Source organism: Nocardia sp. NPDC050710 (assembly GCF_040654375.1).
Classification (GTDB): Bacteria; Actinomycetota; Actinomycetes; order Mycobacteriales; family Mycobacteriaceae; genus Nocardia.
The window spans coordinates 300,771-321,662 of sequence record NZ_JBFAHV010000005.1; the positions used below are offsets into that span (position 1 = coordinate 300,771).

General features: G+C 62.8%; 24 protein-coding genes. 23 read left to right on the forward strand and 1 reads right to left on the reverse strand.

Going from position 1 to position 20,892, the window contains the following annotated elements; all coding sequences use genetic code 11:
• Positions 1 to 190: 190 nt before the first annotated feature.
• A complete protein-coding gene (locus AB0H61_RS13255; RefSeq protein WP_357303003.1) occupies positions 191 to 415 on the forward strand; it encodes a hypothetical protein in 225 nt (74 codons plus the stop codon).
• Between the two features lie 109 nt (positions 416 to 524).
• Here the strand turns inward: AB0H61_RS13255 and AB0H61_RS13260 are convergent, their stop codons facing one another.
• The gene (locus tag AB0H61_RS13260; RefSeq protein WP_357303004.1) at positions 525 to 782 is read right to left on the reverse strand and encodes a helix-turn-helix transcriptional regulator; all 258 of its coding nucleotides are present in this window, start codon (positions 780 to 782) and stop codon (positions 525 to 527) included.
• 142 nt (positions 783 to 924) lie between these two features.
• Between AB0H61_RS13260 and AB0H61_RS13265 the strand changes: the two genes are divergently transcribed.
• The 22 genes from AB0H61_RS13265 (at position 925) to AB0H61_RS13370 (ending at position 20,879) form a co-directional block, all read left to right on the forward strand.
• Positions 925 to 1,149, forward strand: a complete 225-nt coding sequence (locus AB0H61_RS13265; protein ID WP_357303007.1) for a hypothetical protein — start codon at positions 925 to 927, stop codon at positions 1,147 to 1,149.
• 100 nt (positions 1,150 to 1,249) lie between these two features.
• On the forward strand, positions 1,250 to 1,555 hold the full coding sequence (locus AB0H61_RS13270) for a hypothetical protein (RefSeq protein ID WP_357303010.1): 306 nt from the start codon (positions 1,250 to 1,252) through the stop codon (positions 1,553 to 1,555).
• A gap of 42 nt (positions 1,556 to 1,597) precedes the next feature.
• Complete coding sequence (locus AB0H61_RS13275; RefSeq protein ID WP_357303013.1) at positions 1,598 to 2,395, forward strand: alpha/beta fold hydrolase; 798 nt, start codon at positions 1,598 to 1,600, stop codon at positions 2,393 to 2,395.
• Positions 2,392 to 3,078 carry a hypothetical protein gene (locus AB0H61_RS13280; RefSeq protein ID WP_357303015.1) on the forward strand — a complete coding sequence of 229 codons (687 nt, stop codon included), beginning with the start codon at positions 2,392 to 2,394 and terminating at the stop codon, positions 3,076 to 3,078. Before AB0H61_RS13275 ends, AB0H61_RS13280 begins: the two co-directional genes overlap by 4 nt.
• 518 nt (positions 3,079 to 3,596) lie before the next feature.
• The gene (locus tag AB0H61_RS13285) at positions 3,597 to 3,809 is read left to right on the forward strand and encodes a hypothetical protein (RefSeq protein WP_357303018.1); all 213 of its coding nucleotides are present in this window, start codon (positions 3,597 to 3,599) and stop codon (positions 3,807 to 3,809) included.
• A 182-nt stretch (positions 3,810 to 3,991) separates the two neighbouring features.
• Positions 3,992 to 4,264 carry a hypothetical protein gene (locus tag AB0H61_RS13290; RefSeq protein ID WP_357303021.1) on the forward strand — a complete coding sequence of 91 codons (273 nt, stop codon included), beginning with the start codon at positions 3,992 to 3,994 and terminating at the stop codon, positions 4,262 to 4,264.
• Between the two features lie 615 nt (positions 4,265 to 4,879).
• On the forward strand, positions 4,880 to 5,074 hold the full coding sequence (locus AB0H61_RS13295; protein WP_357303024.1) for a hypothetical protein: 195 nt from the start codon (positions 4,880 to 4,882) through the stop codon (positions 5,072 to 5,074).
• A gap of 555 nt (positions 5,075 to 5,629) precedes the next feature.
• A complete protein-coding gene (locus AB0H61_RS13300) occupies positions 5,630 to 5,839 on the forward strand; it encodes a hypothetical protein (protein WP_357303026.1) in 210 nt (69 codons plus the stop codon).
• A gap of 1,069 nt (positions 5,840 to 6,908) precedes the next feature.
• Complete coding sequence (locus AB0H61_RS13305; RefSeq protein ID WP_357303029.1) at positions 6,909 to 8,753, forward strand: EndoU domain-containing protein; 1,845 nt, start codon at positions 6,909 to 6,911, stop codon at positions 8,751 to 8,753.
• A 64-nt stretch (positions 8,754 to 8,817) separates the two neighbouring features.
• A complete protein-coding gene (locus AB0H61_RS13310) occupies positions 8,818 to 9,633 on the forward strand; it encodes a hypothetical protein (protein ID WP_357303031.1) in 816 nt (271 codons plus the stop codon).
• Positions 9,634 to 9,769: 136 nt separating this feature from the next.
• A complete protein-coding gene (locus tag AB0H61_RS13315; protein WP_357303034.1) occupies positions 9,770 to 9,901 on the forward strand; it encodes a hypothetical protein in 132 nt (43 codons plus the stop codon).
• Between the two features lie 481 nt (positions 9,902 to 10,382).
• Positions 10,383 to 12,344 carry a hypothetical protein gene (locus AB0H61_RS13320; protein WP_357303036.1) on the forward strand — a complete coding sequence of 654 codons (1,962 nt, stop codon included), beginning with the start codon at positions 10,383 to 10,385 and terminating at the stop codon, positions 12,342 to 12,344.
• Positions 12,335 to 12,577 carry a hypothetical protein gene (locus AB0H61_RS13325; protein WP_357303039.1) on the forward strand — a complete coding sequence of 81 codons (243 nt, stop codon included), beginning with the start codon at positions 12,335 to 12,337 and terminating at the stop codon, positions 12,575 to 12,577. Before AB0H61_RS13320 ends, AB0H61_RS13325 begins: the two co-directional genes overlap by 10 nt.
• Before the next feature lie 338 nt (positions 12,578 to 12,915).
• Positions 12,916 to 13,545 carry a hypothetical protein gene (locus AB0H61_RS13330; RefSeq protein WP_357303042.1) on the forward strand — a complete coding sequence of 210 codons (630 nt, stop codon included), beginning with the start codon at positions 12,916 to 12,918 and terminating at the stop codon, positions 13,543 to 13,545.
• Positions 13,538 to 13,975, forward strand: coding sequence for a hypothetical protein (locus AB0H61_RS13335; protein WP_357303045.1), 438 nt, complete (start codon positions 13,538 to 13,540; stop codon positions 13,973 to 13,975). Before AB0H61_RS13330 ends, AB0H61_RS13335 begins: the two co-directional genes overlap by 8 nt.
• Before the next feature lie 127 nt (positions 13,976 to 14,102).
• Positions 14,103 to 14,690, forward strand: coding sequence for a hypothetical protein (locus AB0H61_RS13340; protein ID WP_357303048.1), 588 nt, complete (start codon positions 14,103 to 14,105; stop codon positions 14,688 to 14,690).
• A 108-nt stretch (positions 14,691 to 14,798) separates the two neighbouring features.
• The gene (locus tag AB0H61_RS13345) at positions 14,799 to 15,080 is read left to right on the forward strand and encodes a hypothetical protein (RefSeq protein WP_357303050.1); all 282 of its coding nucleotides are present in this window, start codon (positions 14,799 to 14,801) and stop codon (positions 15,078 to 15,080) included.
• A 62-nt stretch (positions 15,081 to 15,142) separates the two neighbouring features.
• Entirely contained in the window at positions 15,143 to 15,451 is a 309-nt protein-coding gene (locus AB0H61_RS13350; RefSeq protein WP_357303053.1) for a DUF5361 domain-containing protein, read from the forward strand.
• Positions 15,452 to 15,581: 130 nt separating this feature from the next.
• A complete protein-coding gene (locus AB0H61_RS13355; RefSeq protein ID WP_357303056.1) occupies positions 15,582 to 16,106 on the forward strand; it encodes a hypothetical protein in 525 nt (174 codons plus the stop codon).
• Positions 16,103 to 18,376, forward strand: coding sequence for a hypothetical protein (locus AB0H61_RS13360; RefSeq protein ID WP_357303059.1), 2,274 nt, complete (start codon positions 16,103 to 16,105; stop codon positions 18,374 to 18,376). The genes AB0H61_RS13355 and AB0H61_RS13360 overlap by 4 nt, the downstream gene beginning before the upstream one ends.
• Positions 18,373 to 19,266: a phage tail protein gene (locus AB0H61_RS13365; RefSeq protein ID WP_357303062.1), complete on the forward strand. Its 894-nt coding sequence runs from the start codon at positions 18,373 to 18,375 to the stop codon at positions 19,264 to 19,266. The genes AB0H61_RS13360 and AB0H61_RS13365 overlap by 4 nt, the downstream gene beginning before the upstream one ends.
• Complete coding sequence (locus tag AB0H61_RS13370) at positions 19,266 to 20,879, forward strand: phage tail protein (RefSeq protein ID WP_357303064.1); 1,614 nt, start codon at positions 19,266 to 19,268, stop codon at positions 20,877 to 20,879. The genes AB0H61_RS13365 and AB0H61_RS13370 overlap by 1 nt, the downstream gene beginning before the upstream one ends.
• The last annotated feature ends 13 nt before the right edge of the window (positions 20,880 to 20,892 follow it).

The following is a 20,892-nucleotide window of genomic DNA, read 5'->3' on the forward strand; positions in this document are numbered from 1 at the left end:
GCTTTACGGTGTCATTACTTACAGGTCACCGCGAATCCCCATGTAGCCCGGCGACTTTGGCGCGCCCCGGGCGATTCGATGGGATATAACTACCCTGATTCTGGGACGCGGGTCTGATTCTGCCCCCGGGTCGCTGCTCGAAGTAGGGCGAATGAGATGAAGGGGAACTGAGGTCGTGGAGCATTTCTCGGTGTCAGAGCTAGTAACGGTCCGGGGTATCGATGTCGCGGCGGCACTCGGGGCGGCTATTGGGGAGGATGCCGCCCAGCGAGTCCTGCACGGCGGTGCGACGGTATGCGATGTGGTGCTCGCCTCCTGGGCGCTCGGCGTCGATTCGGTGCAGGCGGTTGTGGAATACGCCGAGGCCGCGTTCGGAGCCGCCATTCCAGGCGCGGCGGATTCGCGCTGCGCCTGACCTGATGCATCGGGGCCCGCCATGGCCCCGTTTACACCGCCGCGAGTCCACCGCGCGGATCGAACGATTCGAGCCGGGCGGCGTGCTGTTCGTGGTGCGTGCCGCCGGATCAGCTTTCCGGACGCTCGATATCCTTCAGTGCCAGTGTGACGAACTCACGCATGGGGATCTCCAGCGCCTCGCACAATGCGTGCAGCTGCTGCATGTCCGGGGAACGCTCCCCGTTCTCGAATCGCTGGATCGTGCTGACCGCGAGTCCGGTCAGCTCGGCCAGCTGCTGCCGGGTGAGGTCCCTGCGCGCCCGCGCTGCTCGCAGCTCGTTCCCCACCGCACGATTGATATCCGAAGCCGTCTCTTTCGCACCCATACGGACCATTCTGAGGTCCGAATGGCTACCTGGCAAACGACATGCCGCGTGTCCAGGCGTTTTTCTCTCCTGTCTGCACGTGGAGTTGGACCAACTCCATTTGGAGTTGCAACTAGTCCGAATGGACCTTATTGTATTCCGTATGGATCAGTTGGATGTGATGGTTGCGGAGGGTGTGCAACGTGCGCTCGCTGAAACCGGACTTGGAATAAAAGACCTGGTCAAAGGCACTTCCATACCGCCTTCGGTGTTGTGTCATCAATTAGCTGCCGAGACCTCGTTTACGTTGTCGGATCTCGTCCGTGTCGCGTCGGCACTCGGCCGTCGGACCGTCGATCTGCTGCCCGATGTGGGGCGTATCCCGTGACCGATGCCGCCACCGGGCAAGCGTCCATCGCTTCGTCGAGGGGGCTCGTCAAACAAACTGTGACTGGAATCACTGTGTGGCGTGGATCGGAATCGTGCCGATGAGCGATCGATCAGCAACCGTGGTGACGGGGTCGTCCGGCGCGTCGCTGGCGGAATTCCGCCGCAATATCGGCCGCCGCGTCCTCTTCGTGCCGCCCGCATCCGGCCGTACCGAGCGCGGCACCGTCGCTCACGTGGACCACCGGATGGTGTATGTCGACTACGGCTATCCCAACCCGGTCCGGCCCGAGCTCGGCAACGCCATAGCCACTCATCCGAGCAATCTCCGTCTCGAACCGCCTGTCCCGCAATCGGATACGTGCCTGCACTGCGCCGCTCCGGTGTTCTCCGACGCCGCACCGTAGTGACCGAGCGCCTCGTTCCCGAACCCGAATAGGAGACCAATCATGTCCAGCTTCGGCTCGAATCATCTTCGTGCACTGTGGAATCCATCGACAGCTGACGAAATCTTCGAAGTGCTGATCGTCGGTGGGACGTGGAACCCCGACGGCGAGGCCGTGACCGCGACCTTTTCCGCCGCGCTCGATCCGGCACGGTTCCGTACGCGCATGGTCCCGTATCCGGCCGACTACGGCAGGCAGGTCGCCTACGCCGACAGTGTGGCGGCGGGGCGCAGCGCCCTGATCAACGCGATCGAGTCGACCCCGCACCGGGTGATCCTGGCGGGGTATTCGCAGGGCGCGGCGATCGCGGGCGATGTCGCCGCCGAGATCGGGCGGGGCGAGCTGGCCCACCTCGAGGTGGTGGCGTGCGCGTTGATCGCCGATCCACTGCGCCCGGCCGACAGCTACCTCGGGGCCGACCCCGGCGGATACGGCATCGCGGGGCAGCGATGGGTTCCCGGCATCCCAACATATTGGGTTGCGGCCCAGGGTGATCCGATTACGGCACTGCCCGCCGGAAATCCGTTGCGCCTGATCGCCGACCTCAGTGCCTATTTCAGCCTGTCCGACCCGGAGGCGGCCCTGCGCTGGGGACAGAGCCTCATCGATGTCGCCGCGCGCAGGCAGCTGCAACGATGGTGGTCGCCGCGGAACTGGCGCAGCTGGGCGGGCGCCATCGCCTACGCCCGCGGCTACCTCTTCGACGGCAGGCATACCGACGACTACGTCCGCCACGGCCATGCCCGGCGGCTCGCCGAGGCCCTCAACGACCTGACGATCGAGCGGGCGGGTTCGCGTTGAGCGAGCACCCCGGCCACCTCTACCTCGACCGCACCGAACTACGCGCCCTCGCCGAACTGCTGCGCGAAATCCCGGATCTGGCCGATGATCTCACCATCTCGAGGACGAGGCAGTCCAGGACCGGCGCGCAGGGCGACTTTCGTATGCACCGGCGTCCGAGTGAACAACCCCTGCCGTACAACCCGGCCGCCGCGCGTGCCGCCGACGAACTGCACGCGGTCCTGGTGTCGTGGGTGCGCTTGGTCTGCGAGCAGCGCGGTATCGACTACCCGGGTTCACCGTCGACGGCGGGGATGGCGCGTTGGCTGGACCGGAATCTGATCGCGCTGGCCATGACCGAGGGTGTCGTGCAGGCGCCCGCCGAGATCCGCCGGGTGGTCCAGGCCGCGCAGTGGATCGTATGTCCGCCGAGCGCCCCGATCGTCCTCGACGAATCCGAGCTGGCCCGGGCGCGTGCACACCGTCTCAATGCTTCCGGAATCGCCACTCTGGCAAAGGAACTGGGGGAGGAATACCGCACGCTCACGGTCCGCAGGGTGCAGACCTTGCGCGATGCGGGAAAGATCGCGCCGCTGCCGGGACCATGGGCGCCGGATTGGCCCGAGCAATTCCTGGTCGGGCATGTGCTGGATCAGCACATCGCACATCCGAGCCGCGCCCGCCGTGTTCCTGCCGACCGCTAGCGCAAACCTCTCCGGCGATCTGTCATTGGCTCACCCTGATCGGAAGTGGAAGCGCTCTGTTACAGGTATATCGAGTGAACTTTCCCTCATCGTAACTCGACAATTGCTGAGATTTGAACGGGCAATACGGAATTCGAGATCGGCGGATCGTCTCCGGCTCTTCGGACGCTCGAAGTCGAGAATAGCTACCGGTTGGATTCCTTCGCTTCCTGCGGTTCTGCCCCGGTTCCGTGCGGTCGCCTGAAGATGTGTTTCACCGACGGAGAATGCGGGTATCAGGCTGTAGGGCCGACTGTCCACCCTCGGGATGCAACCCTCGCCTCTGTCCGAGTTTTCGAGCTCGAGTCTTTCAAGTCGAAGTGCCCGTTAATATTCGGTGAATGGAAAGTTTTCTATTTGCCGGGCAGATTGCCCTGGGTTCCCGCAGTCCTGTAATAGGACTGTCCGGGTCGACAGCCCGATCGCGGTCGACTGCGAAAACTCTTCGAGGGGAATGGTTCTGAATGAAGAAGCTTTCTATGCTTGCGCTCGCCGGTGCCGCTGCGGCGGGCATCATGATCTCCGGCGCGGGCATGGCCGCCGCTGACAACACCACCACTCCGCCGCCCGCCGCCGGCGGGGGCAACAACGATGGCGGCGCCGGCACCGGCTCGGCCTCGGCGCTGGTGGACATCGTCAAGCTGCTGGTCACCGGTTCGGCCGAGAAGCCCGCCGATCCGATCAAGCCGTAATCGGTCGCGGACTCGAAGTGCCCCACCTCGCCGAGGTGGGGCACTTCGTCGTTGCTGCCACCATGGGACGTCAGGTGGTTGTCCCGCCCCGATGCGTGCGGGAAGGTTGGTCATAGGTGGCCATGGACATCATGTGTGGCCATGCGCGGAATGATCAGTGAACGTGTCGGGAGGGTCATCTTATGAGTCGATTCACATTTCGGACCGATGACGACTCCGAAGAGTTCTTCACAGCGATAGCGGAAGAAATGGTGGCGGTCTTCGGTATCTCGGAAGACGAAGCGATAGCGCGGATAAACTACCAGTTCGATGGTCAGGCAATGGTCGGGTCCGACAACGTCATCTACTCCGAACCGGAAGACTTCTGGGCCAGGGATCTCATGTACGGGCATCACACATTCTGGTGGCGCGATGAGGATGCGGCCACGCCACTTCCGTTCCCGCCGACTGCGTGACCGATCGCGTTGCGCGCGGCGGGTGTAGCGATCCGCGTCGAGTTGCGGCGCCCTCCAATCCGCCGCGAGGAGGTGGGCGCCGCTCTCTGCTGTAATCGCCCAGTGTCACCGAATCATCCGCCCCACCTGCGTATTCGGAGAAATCTGACGCGCGGGGTTGACATCTGAGCACGGATCGGTGAGACTTTGTGCAGCGCCAGAGCTGCGCCCTTATCCAGAATGATCAGGAACCCTCTGAACGGGAATCCTCCTCAATCCCAATCTTTCCGAATACGTTCGACCCGTGGCCTCGTGCATCCACTCGGATGCCCGGGGCCACAGTCGTTTCCGCCCCGGGACGCCGCTTTCGGCGCTCCCGCCCCGATCCATGCGGCACGCCCCCGGAACCCTTTCGATGTCTGTTGACAAGCGGGACAGAGCCTGCCGCATGCCCGCCCCGAACTCGCCCCCGTCTCCCGCCCATGCCAGCGCGGTCGCAGACGCACCCGCGACGTTCGGGGCGTAACGCCCCACCCCCGGTCCGCCCCTCGGCCGGGGGTGGGGCAACCACCGAATCGGCGCTGTGACAAGGGAATTCCTGTGGTAGCGCCGGTGTGATCTTCCTCGGAGGCGAGCATGACCGATCTGCTCGAACTGCTCGAGATGGCAGGCCATGGCGAACCGGCCACACCACTCGACAGGGACCAGGCGCATGCGGCCATGCGCGTGCACCGTGACTGCGCCATCGACGACTGCCGCCGCAAGGCAGCGGCCTTCCACGCCTTGGTCGCGGCCGGCCGTATCGTGCCCGATTCGTCGCGACGCCACTGACCGACGGGACCGTACCCGGACCCGCCCCGACCCGCTCCCGTTTCCCGCAGGCCGAATGCCGCGGTCGCAGACGACGTGAGCGTCGGGGCGCTCCGCCCCACCCCCGGAGCCACCGCGGACCGGGGGTGGGGCCACCGAACGAACGAGAGGAGGTGAATCGATGCCAACGCTCGCGCTCGAACTGCTGGAGCTGACCTGCCGGATCGCTCCGCTGGTCCTGCCCCTCATTCTGCCGCTGCTCGGCTTGTAAGCCCTTGCCGCCCCGTGCAATTGCTACCTGGACCACACGCGCTGCACCGCCTTCTCGTCGGGAGCTATTGATACAGTCCCAAGCGATCCAGAAGCTGGAAGCCGCTGGACGATCGTCGCAGTCGAGGTGTGGGGCGCCATGGCCGTCACAACTCGCATCCCGATCGTGCGGTGCGGGGAGGGGGTGCGACAACAGGGGTTCGAGGTTCACCAGGGGGCTTGGCCGATGGACGTACCGGCCAAGCCCCCGTCGAAGAGATGTCATCGAGTGTTGTCGGGGGACAGCGCAAAAGGGGAAGTGTGATCGTGGATCGAAGCAGTCAATCATTGTCGTTCGCCCACCAATTCGACGCCGAGTCGATCTACGCGGTGAGTGATCATTTGGGGCCGGATGTCGCGGAGCGTATCGCCCGGGACCACCCCACCCTCTGCGACCTGATCACCGCCTCCTTCCTCCTCGGCCGCGATCCCCTGGAACTGTTCGGGCAAGCGGCGGCACCTACTGTCGTGGAATGACAGCGAGCGGTCTATGCGCGCAGGTCGTCGATCGGGACTCGAGCCCTGGGCCCGAATATCGTCGAGTTCGAATCTATTCCGTTGGATGAAATCCTGCTCCGACCTATGCAGTGATTGTTACTCGGATTTCTACGCGGTCGGATTGTCCGACCGCATGTTGTTCGTGGGCGGCGCTCGGAAGTGATCGCCTACCTGTACTTTTCGAAATCTTCTGATCTTGGTGTTGACAATCCGCTTCGCTTAGGTGAGGCTCTTTGCAGCGCCACAGTTGCGCCTGATCGAAGCTAGGTTCGCACCCGAGCTTCGATCGCACCCAGAGATGAAGCCCCGATCCAGACCATGGATTCGGGGCCTCACGCATTCCCGGGTTGCTTCTCCGCACTACCTCGGTGTCGTCTGGTGCGACTGCATCGACGATGCCGGCGTCGAAAATGACACCGATCCGGCAACTTCCGCCCCTCGACAGGTCATCATCGCCGACTTCTACGTACGGGGCAGCGCTCTGGCTCGACTCCGAATCTAGCGGTGCTACCACCAAATCGGCGATCTTTTTCGGTGCGGCATACCCACGCTCGAACGCCGCGCAATCCCAGTCGATTTCGAAGTCGACTCGCACTGTCGTCCTGGGCATCTGTATCGAATGCGCAGGGCCACAGTCTTTTCCAGATCAACGGGATCCCGCAAGCCGCTGACGATGTGCTGAGCCATGTAATCCGGCGTGCTCCCTGATCATTTTCCGCTGCTCGATTCCAACTCGCCGCACCGCGCCGTGCGGCAAGTCTGAGCTCGACCGTTACGCGAGGTGTCTTCGGATGGTGAAATCGGCGTTCGATATCGGGTGTCCAGCTGTCCCGGGCTGTGTCCAGCTCTTCGGTTGTTTTCCTGAGTGGCGCGGCGTCGTCGGTCAGGCGGCATGAACATGGACTTGTCTTGGGTTCGCGAGCACGCGGGTTGGTTCGCGGGTTTGATTCCGACAATCGGGACCGACACGAATTCCGCTGACCAGCCGGACGATGAGAACCCGAGGGTGCACGACTTCTTCGGAATGACCCCGGCCAGCGCTGCCCGCATGCTGGAGCGCAGCTTCCGCCGCCAGAACCTGATCCAGGAAGTCAAGCAGGAACGCAGGCCGGTCCCGCCAAAACCGGCCGCCCCGGATGCACCACCGAATCCCTTTCTTCCGGTACCACCCGGTCAGGGCACATCGCCTTCGAACTCGATGGAGGCCTACTTCGAGGATTTGACCCGCGAGGTTCCGCAAATGGCCGACACGCAGGTCAACGTACCGGAGGGTATGCCGCCTGCGCGTCCAAGTGCGCCGGCGCGGCCGTCGGAGGAGCAGCGTCCGCGGCCCAGCGAGAACGACCCGATCGAGATCCGTAACCGTGCCCAGGCCAGGTACGACGAGCTGGTCAATCAGATGCTCAACGGTGGTTCGCCCAGCCGTGAGGAGTTCGATCAGGTCCAGCAGCTGCTGGATTTCTATCGGCCGTTCGACCACTACAGCGACGGCAAGTGGTGGGACAGCGCCGGCAACCAGCTGGTGGTTGTGGATGGGAATCTTGTCCGATTCGATCAGTCGGGGAAGTACATCCCGCCGGTCGGAGTGGTCGACGAGCCCACCTATATTTCGCTCAATCGGCCCGGCACGGTCGAGGGTCGGCAGGTCGATGGGACCGTTGCCCTGCCGGGTCGTCCGGGGCTACTGCTGCTGACCAGGATCAGCTCCCCGGACGGTGACCCGGCGAAGTCCTGGTATGTCGCCTGGCAAAAGGACCCGACCTCGCCGACTGCCGACGCCAATGGCGACGACACGGTTGCACTCATTGTCGAGGACCAGGACGGTTTCCATCAGGTCACCAACGCGCCGACACTCGGCTCACTCCAAGCCGGTGTCGCGACGGTGCTCGACCCGGTACCTGGCCTCAACGGCCCAGATGGCATGGGCGGCAACGGAGGAAAGCCCATTCCCGCGAAGCCGCCGACCGTCACCGCGCCGCCTGTCAAACCCGAGATAACGGTGCCCGGGCAGAAACCACCCACCCCACCCAAACCAGCGGACCCTGCCCCCAAACCACCTCCCGCCAAAAAGCCGCCCCACACTCACGACCCCGACTTCCCGGAGCTCCCCGAAATCCAATACCCCGGTGCGGATGACCACGATCCGTCCGAGGAATCCCCGCCGGAACCCGAAACACCCGGCGCGCCAACAGATCCGTCGGCACCCCCGCAGTTCGATCCGTTCGACCCCGGATACCCGCACGGGCCGGATGATCCATCCCGGATTCCCGATCCGACACCACAACCGGCCCCTTCCGACGATGACGAAGAGCAACCAGGCCCTCACCTACCACGAGCCCAAGCCGAGCCTGATGAGCCTCCGGCATGGCAGGAGGACTACAACCGGTGGCTTGAAGGTGAAGATCAGCGACAGCAGGAAAAGGAGGAGCAACAAGAGGAGGCATGGGGACGGCAGCCAGGGGAAAGGCGACAGCCGGATGAGGAATTGGGACAAGTCCGGACGCCGAACCGATGGAACAATGTCCCGAACGGTTATCAGGATCCGGCGGTACTCAATGCGGCCAAGAACCGTGCCCATATCTTCTGGGGTGATTCCGACAATCCAGACGGCGGTGGACACTTCTACCGCAGCGGACGTCCAGGCAAGACGGTCTTCCCTGAGCGCTGGAATACCGAGCAGATTATTGCCTATGCAGAGGATCTCGCCCGAAATCCCGACAGCGACCCGGTACGCAAGGGGCGAGACGGCAACTGGAAGATCGAAGGAACACGTGACGGGGTGGACTTCTACGTATATGTCGATGATGACGGCAATATACTCTCGGCTGTACCGACAGGTGGCGACGGTGTCGAAATCAACGACGCAGAGGGCCGCCCGCGGGAGCTCAGCTGACCAGACAGTGGCGGACGATCGAGCGCGGAGTGCAACGGCTCGTGAACGAGGAGGCTTTACCGGTATGGATTCAACTGAACTCTGCTCGAGATCGGAACGACTGCTCGATCAGCTCGCCGACCGACTGCCCGTGGACTGGCTCGTGGAGTTTCGAGCACTCCTCTTCGCCGGCGAACTACGGCTCTTTGCCAACGAACTTATGGCGGGTCTAGTTGAACATGGAATACCTGTGACCGCCGCAGAACGTGCGAGCTTACGGGAAATACTGTATTCATTCAGCATTCCTAGACAGTCGTACAAGCTGATAAACAACCGCGACGAGGCGATCGCTTCGTTGGTTGTCCGGGAAACGGCAGTGGATAGCTCGGGCGAAGAGCGGGCAGGGCAGGCGTCTGGATCGTCGAACGACGGCGGACTTGGAATGCTGAGCCCGGAGGCCAGAGATCGACTTGCGACGGTTACGTACCGTGTGGACGATCGTCAGGTGCCGCTCGACTCGCTCATGTCGACTTGGGTCGAGGGTGTCAAGAAGATCAATCATGATCGGCTTTCCTCGCGAGGGGATGCGAATACGTGGGACGCCTCCGAGCTCGTCGCGCTATTACGTGTACGCGATCACATCGGTGATGCAGTGAGCGAATTAGTTGAACCGTTTTGGGAGAGCGTAAGAATCTGCATCGCTCGTTACGATGACCTCTATAAATCTATTACGATCGAGGATCGTAGCGGATGGCTCGCGTTCAAGGCTGGATTTGATCGTCCCCGACAAGACTGGTGGTGGCGTCGGACGCCAAGTCGCGGTCCAATCGCTGAAGAGTTCGATAAATTCATCGAGGAATATGAACAATGGAAGAACGATCGTGATTCCCGTATGCAATAGTGTCGTAACACCGCGGCGGGTCACGCTGAAATCTTGTTGTTGATAATCCACCGCGTTTGGGTGAAGCTTTTTGCGGCACCACAGTTGTGCCCAGATTGAAGCCGGGTTCGCATCCGAGCCTCGGTCGCACCCAAAGATGAAGCTCCGATCCAGCCACTGGATTCGGGGCTTCATGCATTTCTGGGTGGTGCATGTGCCGAACACCGACGGCAAAGCCGGTTACGGCCTCGGCATCATGCGGGTCGAAACCGAGTGCGGTCCGCTGTGACAGCACACCGGCGGCGTCCTCGGCTACGACGCCTGCTGGCTGGCTAGCGACGACCGCACCGAAAGCGATCCTCGTCGCGGCCAACGAGTACCACCAGACCCGCGGCACTCCAGGCCTGTACGCCCTCGGCTAGGCCGCACTCGCGTACTGCGCGCTCTGACGTGTCGGAATGCCGACGCCGATCCATCCGCATCGCGGGATCCGAACGGTCCTTCTCCGCACGGCTTCGGGCCGTTGCCACGGGAGTTCCTCCAATTCGATTGATAGGTCAGGTGATTTCGCATGGCGAGATTCGCTTCGGGCCCGGAATGGTCTGCCCCAGGCCCGCACTGCGCGACAGGGCGGGCGGTGTGAAGTGGATCTGTCTTGGGCTCGCGATAACGCGGGCTGGTTCGCGAGGCTGATCCCGGGAGCGAATACCAGGTCGGGTTCTTCGAATCAGCCCTCGGACTCGCCCGGGCGGGTCGAGGACTTTCACGGTATGACGCCGGAGAGTGCGGCTCGGATGGTCGGACGGATCTTCGATGTGCAGGACATGGTTCGGGCTATTGAGCAGCAGATTGCTCCGAAGTCCGGTGTGCCGCAGGCGTTGCCGATTGTCGATCCGCAGGCGTTCACCGATCTCGATGAGAAGGGTGAACGGATTCCGAAGCCGGATACCGTGCCGAATCCGGAGTATCCGCGAGTGGCGCCGCCCGATCCGGTGTTGACCGATCTTCCTCCGGCCGTCACGACGGTGGATCCGAAGGTGGCGCCGACGGATCCGCCGTATTACGCCGATGGTCCTGGTTTGCTGCCCTCGACGCCGGCGCCGCTGCAGCTCAGCTATGTGGATCCGGAGACCGGCGAGGTCAAGCCGATGAATCTGCCCTCGCCCAAGCCGGAGCCCGGTGTGGTGCAGACTCCCGGCGGCACGGTCGGTGTGGACAATTTCGATGGTTCGACGTGGGAGTTGAAGCCGGTCAACCCGGATTCGCCGAATGCCAATACGACTCGGCATCTGGTGTACAACGGCGCCGATGGTGAGCAGAGGACGTTCACGGCTTCGTATGACGAGAACGGCAAACTCATCGGCATTTTCGATCCGCAGACGAGTGCCTACGTCAACTTCGGCTATGACGACGGTGAACTGATCATCACCGGAACCGGGCAGCTCGATCCGGGCCAGGCCTCGGCGACGACCGAAGAGGTGGAGAACTTCTTCTCGCTGGTCCTGCCGCCGGTCAAGGGTGTACGTCCCGCTGTCCAGGGTGGCAAGGGTCTGTACAACCTCCTCAAAGACGACCCACCGCCCGTCGCCACACCCCCGAAGGTGCCCGCGGTACCCCGCAAACCCGAACTCGATCCACCACCGGTGAATCCACCCACCATCAGACCGCCTTACCCGGATGGCCCGGACTTCCCGGGCATCCCGGACCTCCCCGAGATCCTGAATCCGGGCGGCGCCGGCGGTGATGAGGCTGACGACCCCCCACCTGAACACACGACTCCCACCGACCCGTGGAGTCCGCGGGTACCCGATCCGGTCGATCCCGGAGATCCCGGCGGACAGGATGATCCCTTCGAGATCCCGGAACCGTCGCCGCCGGATCCTCCGGATGAAGAGGGTGAGCCCACGGGACCGCGCTCTCCGACCGCCGAGGCGGAATCCGCTGAGCCACAGTCGGATCAGTCCGAGACCAGCGCAGAGCCGCAGACAGGGCAGCCTCCGGCGGCATCCGAACCGGATCGCGAGTCGTCCCATGGCCTGGACTCGATGCCGACAATGAGGGAACTGCTGAACACCCCCGAAGGTGAGCTGCTCGAGATCCTGCAACGTGGGCTGGACGGTGAATATGGCGGTACCAGCGAGGATGGAGCGCCGCCCCTTCGTTTACAGATCGACCATGTCGAGGCGGGGCGGCATCCACACACCGGGCTGCCGTACATAGAAATCGGCGGATCCGTCCGGGATGGCGAAGGCAACGAGGTGGGCCGCGTCCAACGAATCTTCCAAGAGGATTCCGATGGAGACCTGATGGTCGAACATGCGTGGTTCAGCCTGAACAAGGACGTCCGTGGCCGGGGCTTTTCGTCCGGACTGTTCAGGGCCCTCAAAGAGTACTATGTCCGTTCAGGGGTCACCGGGATAACGCTGCACGCCTCGCTGGAGGATGGTGGTTGGGCATGGGCACGAGCAGGCTTCCATTGGAACAATATGATGCCGGGGCTGGAAGAAGAGAACCGGAGGTCCATGCTCAGCCAGATTCAGGAGGTCATGAGTGACCCGAGCATTTCGGACGCCGATCGGATCCGTCTGGCCGAGCTGGCGAATCTCTTCAATGGTCCCTCAGAGCGGTGGCCTTCGCCGCAAGATATGTCGGAGCTGGCCGGGGAATCCAACCCGCGTCTCGGTGAACGAATCCTGCGGGGTTCCTCGTGGTATGGAGTGATGTGGTTGTGAAGAATCCGGGTAGTCCGGCGGTTCAGCAGTTCCAGAAAGAGAGCAGCCGCGCGTTCGCGAGATTATTCGACGAGTTCGTTCTTTCCCGTGGGTTGGACGTCGATGACCAGTTCTGGTCCGAGCAGGACAGAGCCGAATTCGCCGTCAAATACTCCGCTTTGGTGGCTGAGCGGCAGCGCAAGGCGGAAGAGTTATGGGCCGCGGAGGACGCTCAGCGCGAGAAGGGCAATTAGTTTGCGCCCTTTGTTCATCCTGTCTTTTGTCGATATTCGATCTCGGTGTTGACATTCGATCGGAATTGGGTGAAGCTTTTTGCAGCGCCAGAGTTGCGCCCGGATCGTGGTTGAGTCCGCACAGCACTCCTCGATCCTCATTCATGAAACGAAGCCTCGATCCCGCAGAGGATCGGGGCTTCTCGCATTCCCGGATACGGATTGCGGGCCAACGCGACGTCGCCTTCCGGCGGTAGGGCGGAATCCCGCTCCACTCGAACCCTTCTTCGCCGCACCATGACTCGTCGGCGGAAAGGCACACGATCACTACCAACCTCATAGGGCGGCGCATAAAAACTATGTCTGACAAGGAAATCATTCGATCCGTACAGTTCGGTAACCATCAGCCACCGCCGAACTACACCAAAACCGACACCGGACAGCTGGTTACGCCGGAGTTCCTGGCCATCATCCAGCACGCGCTGTCCGGCAAGCTCGCCGAATCCGAGGCGACCGCCGAACTCGATCCGCAGGTGCGTGCGCTCGCGGAGGAGTTGTCGGTGATCCACCTGCCGGAATGGCGCGACGGTGTGGGGCGCAAGCGTGCCGAACCCACCGTCACGAATATCAAACAGGCCACCCGGGTCGCGGATTACCTCGTCAAACGTGGCGTACGAGTGCATCCCGAACTCGAGGAGCTCCGTTGGGCGCCGACCCCGGGTGGTATGCCAGGTGCGTTCGATATCGGGTTGCACATCACCAAGGACGAGAACGGGCAGTGGCCCACACCCGATCCGGAATCGTTCTATGACTTCGAGGACATCGAGGTCAAGCAGACCGATGAGGGGCTGTGGTGCGCAACCCATCCGCGTGGACTCGCCGTGGAGGCCACGACCAAGACCGAAGCCTACGCCGGGATCGTCGATCGACTGCGCGAGCGGATCGAGCGGGCCCGCGAAGCCGATGAAAGGCGGCCGCACGATGAATGAACGAATCGTGTACCCCGATATAGAGAAAACGCTCGTCGACTACCTGACCGCCGAACTGGCCGCGCTGTCGGATACCGCGCAGGTCGTGACGCGGGTTCCGGATCCGCGACCGGCCCGGATGGTGCGCATCCTCCGCAACGACCGCAAACGCCGCAACGACCGTGAGGATCGCGAGGGCATCCGCGGACCGAACCTCATTTTGGACCGCCCGCGGGTAATCCTCGAGTGTTCCGATGATGCCGGAGCCGCGGGCGGTTTGGCCGCCACCGTGCGCGCTATCCTCTCCGTCGCGTCGCCCGGCTACCTCGGCACCGTGTGGTGCGACTACATCGACGACGTCGGTGTGGAGAACGACACCGATCCCGCGACGAACGCCCCGCGGCAGCTGATCATCGTCGACCTGTGCGTGCGAGGCAAACTCCTCGCCTGACTTCGGCACCCGCAGGTGCCGACACATCTGTGCAGAGCATCGCTCTCACATGACTCCCATCCGGGAGTCGCACAACTGAAAACCGAATCCCTAGGGCCTGCGCAACAATCCCGAAGGGAAAATCGAAATGGCTCTGCCTTCCAGCAAGTACATCGGCGCCGGCACCCCGAACATCGCCGTGACCGGCGGCGTTCTGGTCGCCCCCCTGACCGCCGCGCTGCCGACCTCGGCCGCGGACGCCCCGAATGCCGCGTTCAAGGCCCTCGGCTACGTCTCCGAGGACGGTATCGAGTCCAAGGGCGAGCGCAAGATCGAGATGATCAAGGACTGGAACGCCGATATCATCGCGCAGCTGCAGACCGAGCACTCGGTGCGATTCGCACTGACCCTGTACGCGGTCTGGGACCAGGACGTCCTGAGCGAAGTGTTCGGCTCGAGCAATGTGACGGCCACTGCGGCCACGTCCTCTTCGGGCAAGCTGATCAAGGTCGAGGAGACCGGCTCGGTGCTGCCGCACCGCGCCTGGATCTTCGATATGAAGAATGAGGACAAGAAGCTCCGCATTGTGCTCCCGAACGCCAAGATCACCACGGTGACCGAGAAGAAGTTCGTCTCGAAGGAGCTGGCCGGCTTCAACATCACCATCGAAGCGTTCAAGAACGACGCCGGTGTGAAGGCCTACCGCTACCTCGACGACGGTATCCGCACCGCCTGATAAGCCCCCAGTGGCGGCGGGAATCGAACCTATGCGCAGGCCCGCCCGCCGCCGCTGGGCCCCTCGAACGACAACCTGCGCATTACTTTTCATGAAAGGGCCTGCGTTATGCCTGCAAACAACGAACCCCAGAACTCCGACAAGGTACGCGAGGACTTCGTCCGCCAGGTCGGCGACGTCGAAGTTCGGCTGCCGTCGCTGACTTACCTGAAGCCCGGGTTGATCCGGCGCATCCGCCGTCTCAGTGATGTCGACGCGATGTACACGCTGATGGAGATGACGTTGCCGCTCCAGGCGCTCGCCGCCCTGGACGATATGGATCCGGAGGAGTACTCGACGCTGCTCGAGGACTGGCGCGAGCACTCCGGGATCAGCCTGGGGGAATCCTGAGCCTCGATGCCCTTGTCGAAGAGCATAGCGAGGCAATCGAATACGACCTGATCGCACTGGGATTGCGACTGCGGCACCTCGGTACCGAGGTGCTGGACTGGCGTGATCTCAAGGCGATCGTCCGCGGCCTGCCCGAAACCTCGGCGCTGGTGCGCGTCATGCACCCTGAGCGGCACCAGTGGCAGCTGACCCAGTATCTCCTCGCGGATATGGCTGATTCGCTGCGCTGGCTGGTGTGGTCGAAGACCCGGGCGGCACAGGACGGCCGCGATCGTCCGAATCCCATACCGAGACCGGGACTTCGGTCCCCGAACGAACGGATCGGCACCGCTACGGGCATCGGGGATATGCGGCGCTTCCTGAACTGGTAGCAAAGCGGGCTTGCGGAACTCGCTCGTGCGGCTTCCGATAGTTACTGTGGCCGAACCGGGCTCGGGATGCGAATTCCACTGTGGCATACCGAGATCGGCAAAAATGATCGGAAGCCGTCAGGAGCAGAATATGAGCGATCGATACGCCTACTTCGTATATGGATACGACTACCTCGTGCGCGACGAAATCGAACGGTTGCCATATTCGGAGTATCGGTCGTCGAGTGTTTGGCGTTGCGCCGAAGATAAGTGGGAATGCTTCAAGTTCAGAGACCGGCAATGGCATCCGGTGGTTGGTCACATGAAAGTCCCGGACCATGCGGCAATGCAGCCGATTACTGCCGAACGGGCGTCCGAGCTGGTTCGGAATAAAGCGTTGTGGACAAGGTATTTCGCCTATTACTCATCCGAGAATGACTGGGATATCGAACAATCGCCCACCACGGTGGTGCGAACGCTGATAAACGGCCCGGATCTCAAACCGGACGAGATCTTCTGGGGCCGCCAGCGTGGTTGGACGCGAACGCTAGCACTTATCGAATTCCTCAATCAGGGGCGGCATTCGAAACCGCCGCACTTGGTGGAGATCGACGCGAACGATGCCGATCGGATCGTGTGGGAGGTGTTCGACATTAGAGGAGCAACTGAATTATGAGCGAAAGTGACAGGCCGGGCTTCTGGCCCGATTGGCTGCCCGACCAAGTGCCGCCCGATGAAGCCACCATACCCGCCGCTGACGGCGCGTTCGCCGCCTGGGCCGCAGCTGCCGGGGTTGGGCCTGGCGCCTGGTCGGGGAATGTCGATGGCGTCGAGTTCAATCTCGATGCCACCGACAACCGGGCGGTAACCCGGTATTGGCAAGACGCGAAATGGCAACGGCTCCAGTTCGATCTCATGATGCGGAGGATGGCCGGATCGCTGGGGCCTCTCGGCGGACGACTTGCGGGTCTGCAGTATTCGTTGAAAGATCTGGAATCGCTACGGCGAAAAATCGCGGGCGAAATGCGGGACAGCGACGGAAATGTTGTGAAGTCGGCCGCGACGGCGTTGGCGGAGAACAATGACGTAACGAGATATACGATAACGTTGCCCGCCGATGATTATGTCGAAGGAAGCAAGGCTGGACTGAACTGGCTCAATCGTAACGAAAACAAGGTTCCACCCAAAGCGTTCAAGAATTTTTGGGGGAATGCCAAGTATAAAGGTTTCAACACCACTTGGGAAAGTTTACGTTTCGGCCGTCTATTCGAGGTTCAGTTCCATACGCCGGAAGGCTTTGCCGCAAAGTCCGTCACACATCCGATCTATGAGCTGGAGCGGACCGGCGCACTGGCGGAGGAACTCGGAGACCCGGCGCGCGCCAAGGCCGCGACCGATTTTATGCAGAACAGGGCATACGACAACGTCAAGATTCCTCGGGGGCCCCTTCGGCTACTGCCGGGATGGCGCGGCGACACCAGCGTTCCGACGCCGCCGCCGAACGACGTTGCGGTCGCACAGCGGATGTTGGACGCGAGCAATGAGGCGGTCGTCGAAAAACCGTCACTGACAACGAGAATCGCCAACTCTCAGGTTGGGCAGATGGCCGACCGCGCCGTGAATTCCGTTCCCGGACAGCTCGCCACCAAGGTGATCGACGCGCCGAGTCACTACGGTACGCAAGTCGGCGAGGCTCTGGCTCCGAAGGTCGCGCCCGTGGTTCAGCCGGTTGCGAATTCCACTGTTGTCAACAAGATTACGAACAACAGCGTGGTCAACAAGGTCGGCAATGTGCTCGATTCGACGGGCGGCCGGGCCGCGGGCAAGGCGCTCGGCGCGGCCGGTGTCGGATTGGCCGTCTACAACGACATCAAGGAAGGCGATTCGGTCGGCAAGGCCGTGACGCGCGAGGGACTCGGCCTCGGCGCGGCCATCGCCACCGGCGCGGCGGTCGGCACCATGATTCCGGTTCCGGTTGTCGGCACCGTGGTCGGCGCCGCGACCGGCGCGGTGGTGGGTATCGCGGTATCCAAGGGCGTCGACAAGGCGTGGGACCCGGTGAAGAACGGTGCGAAGAAGGTGTGGAACAAGCTGTTCAACACCGGCGGCTTCGTTTCCGGCCCTGGCACCAGCACGAGCGACGATATCTTCGCCCGGTTGTCCAACGGTGAGTTCGTCATGAATGCCGCGGCGACCGCGAAGAACCTGCCACTGCTGCAACTGCTCAATTCGGGCTGGGTGCCCTCCCCGGAGCTGCTACACCAGATGGTCCCCGGATTCTCCTCCGGCGGTCCGGTCGGTATCGATCCGGCGCAGCTACAGGGCTTCCGCGAGTACTTCGACTCGATCCTGAAGACACCGAAGCTGACCCTTGATCCGGCCATCTTGGGACAGGGTGCCAAAACCCTGGAACTGCCGATGACGATGGAACAGCCGTCCGAGCCGACAGAAGTTCCGGAAAACCAAACGCCGAAGGTGAAGTGGGAGGGCCTCGATCAGAGCGAACTCGCCAAATCCGGGCTGCAGGGCGTGATTTCGGGTGCCGAGCAGGGCGGCCTCGTCAAGGCGCTGACCGGCGGGATCTCCGGTCTGGCCTCTTCCGCGGGTGGCCAGATCGGCGCCGCCATCGGGACCGCGATCGCACCGGCGCTTGGTCCGGCAGGCATCATCGCCCCGGCTATCGGCTCGGTGCTCGGATCCATGGTCGGCGGTAAGGCGGCGGACCTGGTCACCAAACCGATCGAATACGCCGCCAACACCGCGAAAGAGCTCGTCGGAAGCGGCTTCGGCCTGCTCGATCTCGCGGAAGGGCCCGGCGGTTACACACCGCGACAAGACATTTACAACTTCAACGGCATGGATCCGAAGAGCGTCGCGATTGCGGTGGAACGGGTCCATCGGCGCCGCTCACTGGCGCAGCAACGCGGAGGAGGGCTCGGGCGATGACCCACCAGCTCCTGGACATGCAGGATACGAAGATCGTCATCTGGGACGTCAACGGACGGGTATGGCACCTGTCCGGCGCGAACGGCGGCCGCGAGGGTGTGCGATTGTCGAAGCAGACCGGAAATATGTTCGCGCCGGTGAACTTGCTGATCTCCGAGGGTGCGCGGCAGGACGGCGCGACCTTCCTGCGATCGGTGCGGTCGAAGAAGGAGTGGGATTTCGTCGTCCTGATCTCCGCCGCGGCGAAAAACGGTGGCAGCAACACGGTCCGCGATTTCTACGCCGTGCACGACGCCTGGTTCCGCGGTTGGTCCACCGATAAACCGGTCACTGTCGGGTATTACACCCGCCACCAGGGCTGGCGATTCCAGCAGGCGCAGGTCGATGCCGCGCCCGAGGCGGTCGGTGATGTGGATCCCGCGCGAAATGCGCTGGCGATCTACAAGATGTCGGCGGTTGCCATGGACCCGCTGGAACGTCACTTCGAGGAAACCTCGGTGTGGACCAACACCAACGGTTTCGGCGAAGGCACCGTACGGGCCCGCAATGCCGCGGATCAGCCCGCGTGGCCGCGCTACACCATGAACGGTCCGGGGCGGTGGTCGATTCTGGATCCGGTGGGCGGTGAGCTGCCGCGCATGGTGCAGACACCGATGCTGACAGCAGGGCAGACCCTGCGCATCGATACCCATCCGAGGCATCGCACCGCGCGGCTCTACTCATCCGTCAATTCCACACCGGTGAATGTGTGGCCGCAGCTGGCGGGCCGCCGATGGATGGCCTCATTGCCGCCGTGGAGTTCGACCGATATCACGGTGCGGGTCGAAGGCGGTAACGCGCAGTCGAGCCTGATCGTCGCGGTGACGCCCCGATCCTCGAGGCCGTTCTGATGAGCGCCTGGGATCCGCGCGCCGAATCGGAGCGCATGGACAGGGCGCGGCTGGACGAGCAGGAGCAGTGGCGCAATCCCGGTGTGCTGGTGCGCTATTGGGATAAATACATGAACGAGGTGGGGGAGGAGCACAGTTATCTCTCACTCCAGTTCACCTACCCGCGCAACTCCCCCGGTGGCCTGAAGATGATCTGCCCCCGGGATATGGTGCACTTCGATCACCTGTTCAACAACAAGGACGACGAAGACGCGACCATCCCGATCACGGTGAATACCGCGGGTTTCCGCTGGGACGGCTATGTCACCAAGGCCTCCATCGTGCGCGACGAGCACGGGGTGGAGACCGTAGATATCGAGGCGATCCACTGCTGGAACCACATCGCCACGATCTGTTGCTGGGCAAGCCCGTTCGCACCGATTCTGGCGCAGTTCCCGCGCCACCACATACTGTTCGGACCCGCGCGCAGCATCATCACCACCTACCTCATCGCCAACTTGATGCGGTTGCAGGCTCCCGGCTGGGTGCCGAGCCACCTCGCGGGCTCCCCGCAGTGGGGCGGTGTCGGCAATACGCTGTTCCCGATTGCCGTCGTCCCGGTGGATCCGCTGACCGACACCAGTAGGTGGAATGCCGCGTCAGCGCGATTCGATATGGCGGACAAGCTGTTCCAGCCGATTCTGGAGGATTCCGGCGTCAATCTGACGGCCCGCTTCTTCCTCCCGAGAGAGGATGAGCAACCCGCACCGGAATACTTCTATCTGGAGCGGCCGACCGTCGTCCTCGACACCGTCGACAAGTCGGGTGTCACCGGCCCCACCGGCACCCTGATCGACGGGATCACGTCCTGGATCGAGGAATTCACCGAGGACGGGACGACCCCGAAGCGCTACCCGAATCTCGATTCCACCACCGAATACGAGGCGGTGTACGGGCACCGTGGCCATCTCGGCACCTTCAAGAACTTCCCGTGGGTGTGGTACTTCGAAGGGGAGTACTCCGGCATCGGACCGTCCGAGGTCGCCCTGCACAAGCCGCTCGCGACCGACGTCATCATCGGCGGTCGGTCGCCGGGTTGGGTCAACGCAGGCATCGAACTGGCGATCAAGGGTCTGCTCTCGCTGATCGGCCTGGACTGGCTGTATCGCGGCCAGCTCGACGACGTCTTCCTCGCGTGGATGGTCTACCGGGATATGCGCCGCGTCGAGCGCGCGGGCCCGTTCGCCTTCCGTGAGCTGTACATCACCGGCAGCGATAAGGCGTTCACGTTGGACGGGCTTGTCGCCGGGCTACAGGGCCTGCATATGACCCGCGGATACACCAGCAAGCGGGTCACCGTCGAAGACAACGCACCCTACATCCTCGGCAAGGACTACGAGCTCGGTGATCAGATCGGCTTCGCGCTCGGCAAACAGGTCTTCACCGACTTCGTGACCGAATTGACCTTCACCGATGACCGCGAATCCTCGGCGAAGTGGCAGATCGTCGTCGGCGACGGTGCCGACGAAGAGGATTCGATGATCAAGGCATGGCAGCGGCTCGGCCGTGTCGCGTCCGCGATCAAGGATCTCGCCACCGACGTCGGCGCGGACCTCGATCTGCTCATCTTCTGACTTCCCGACGAGG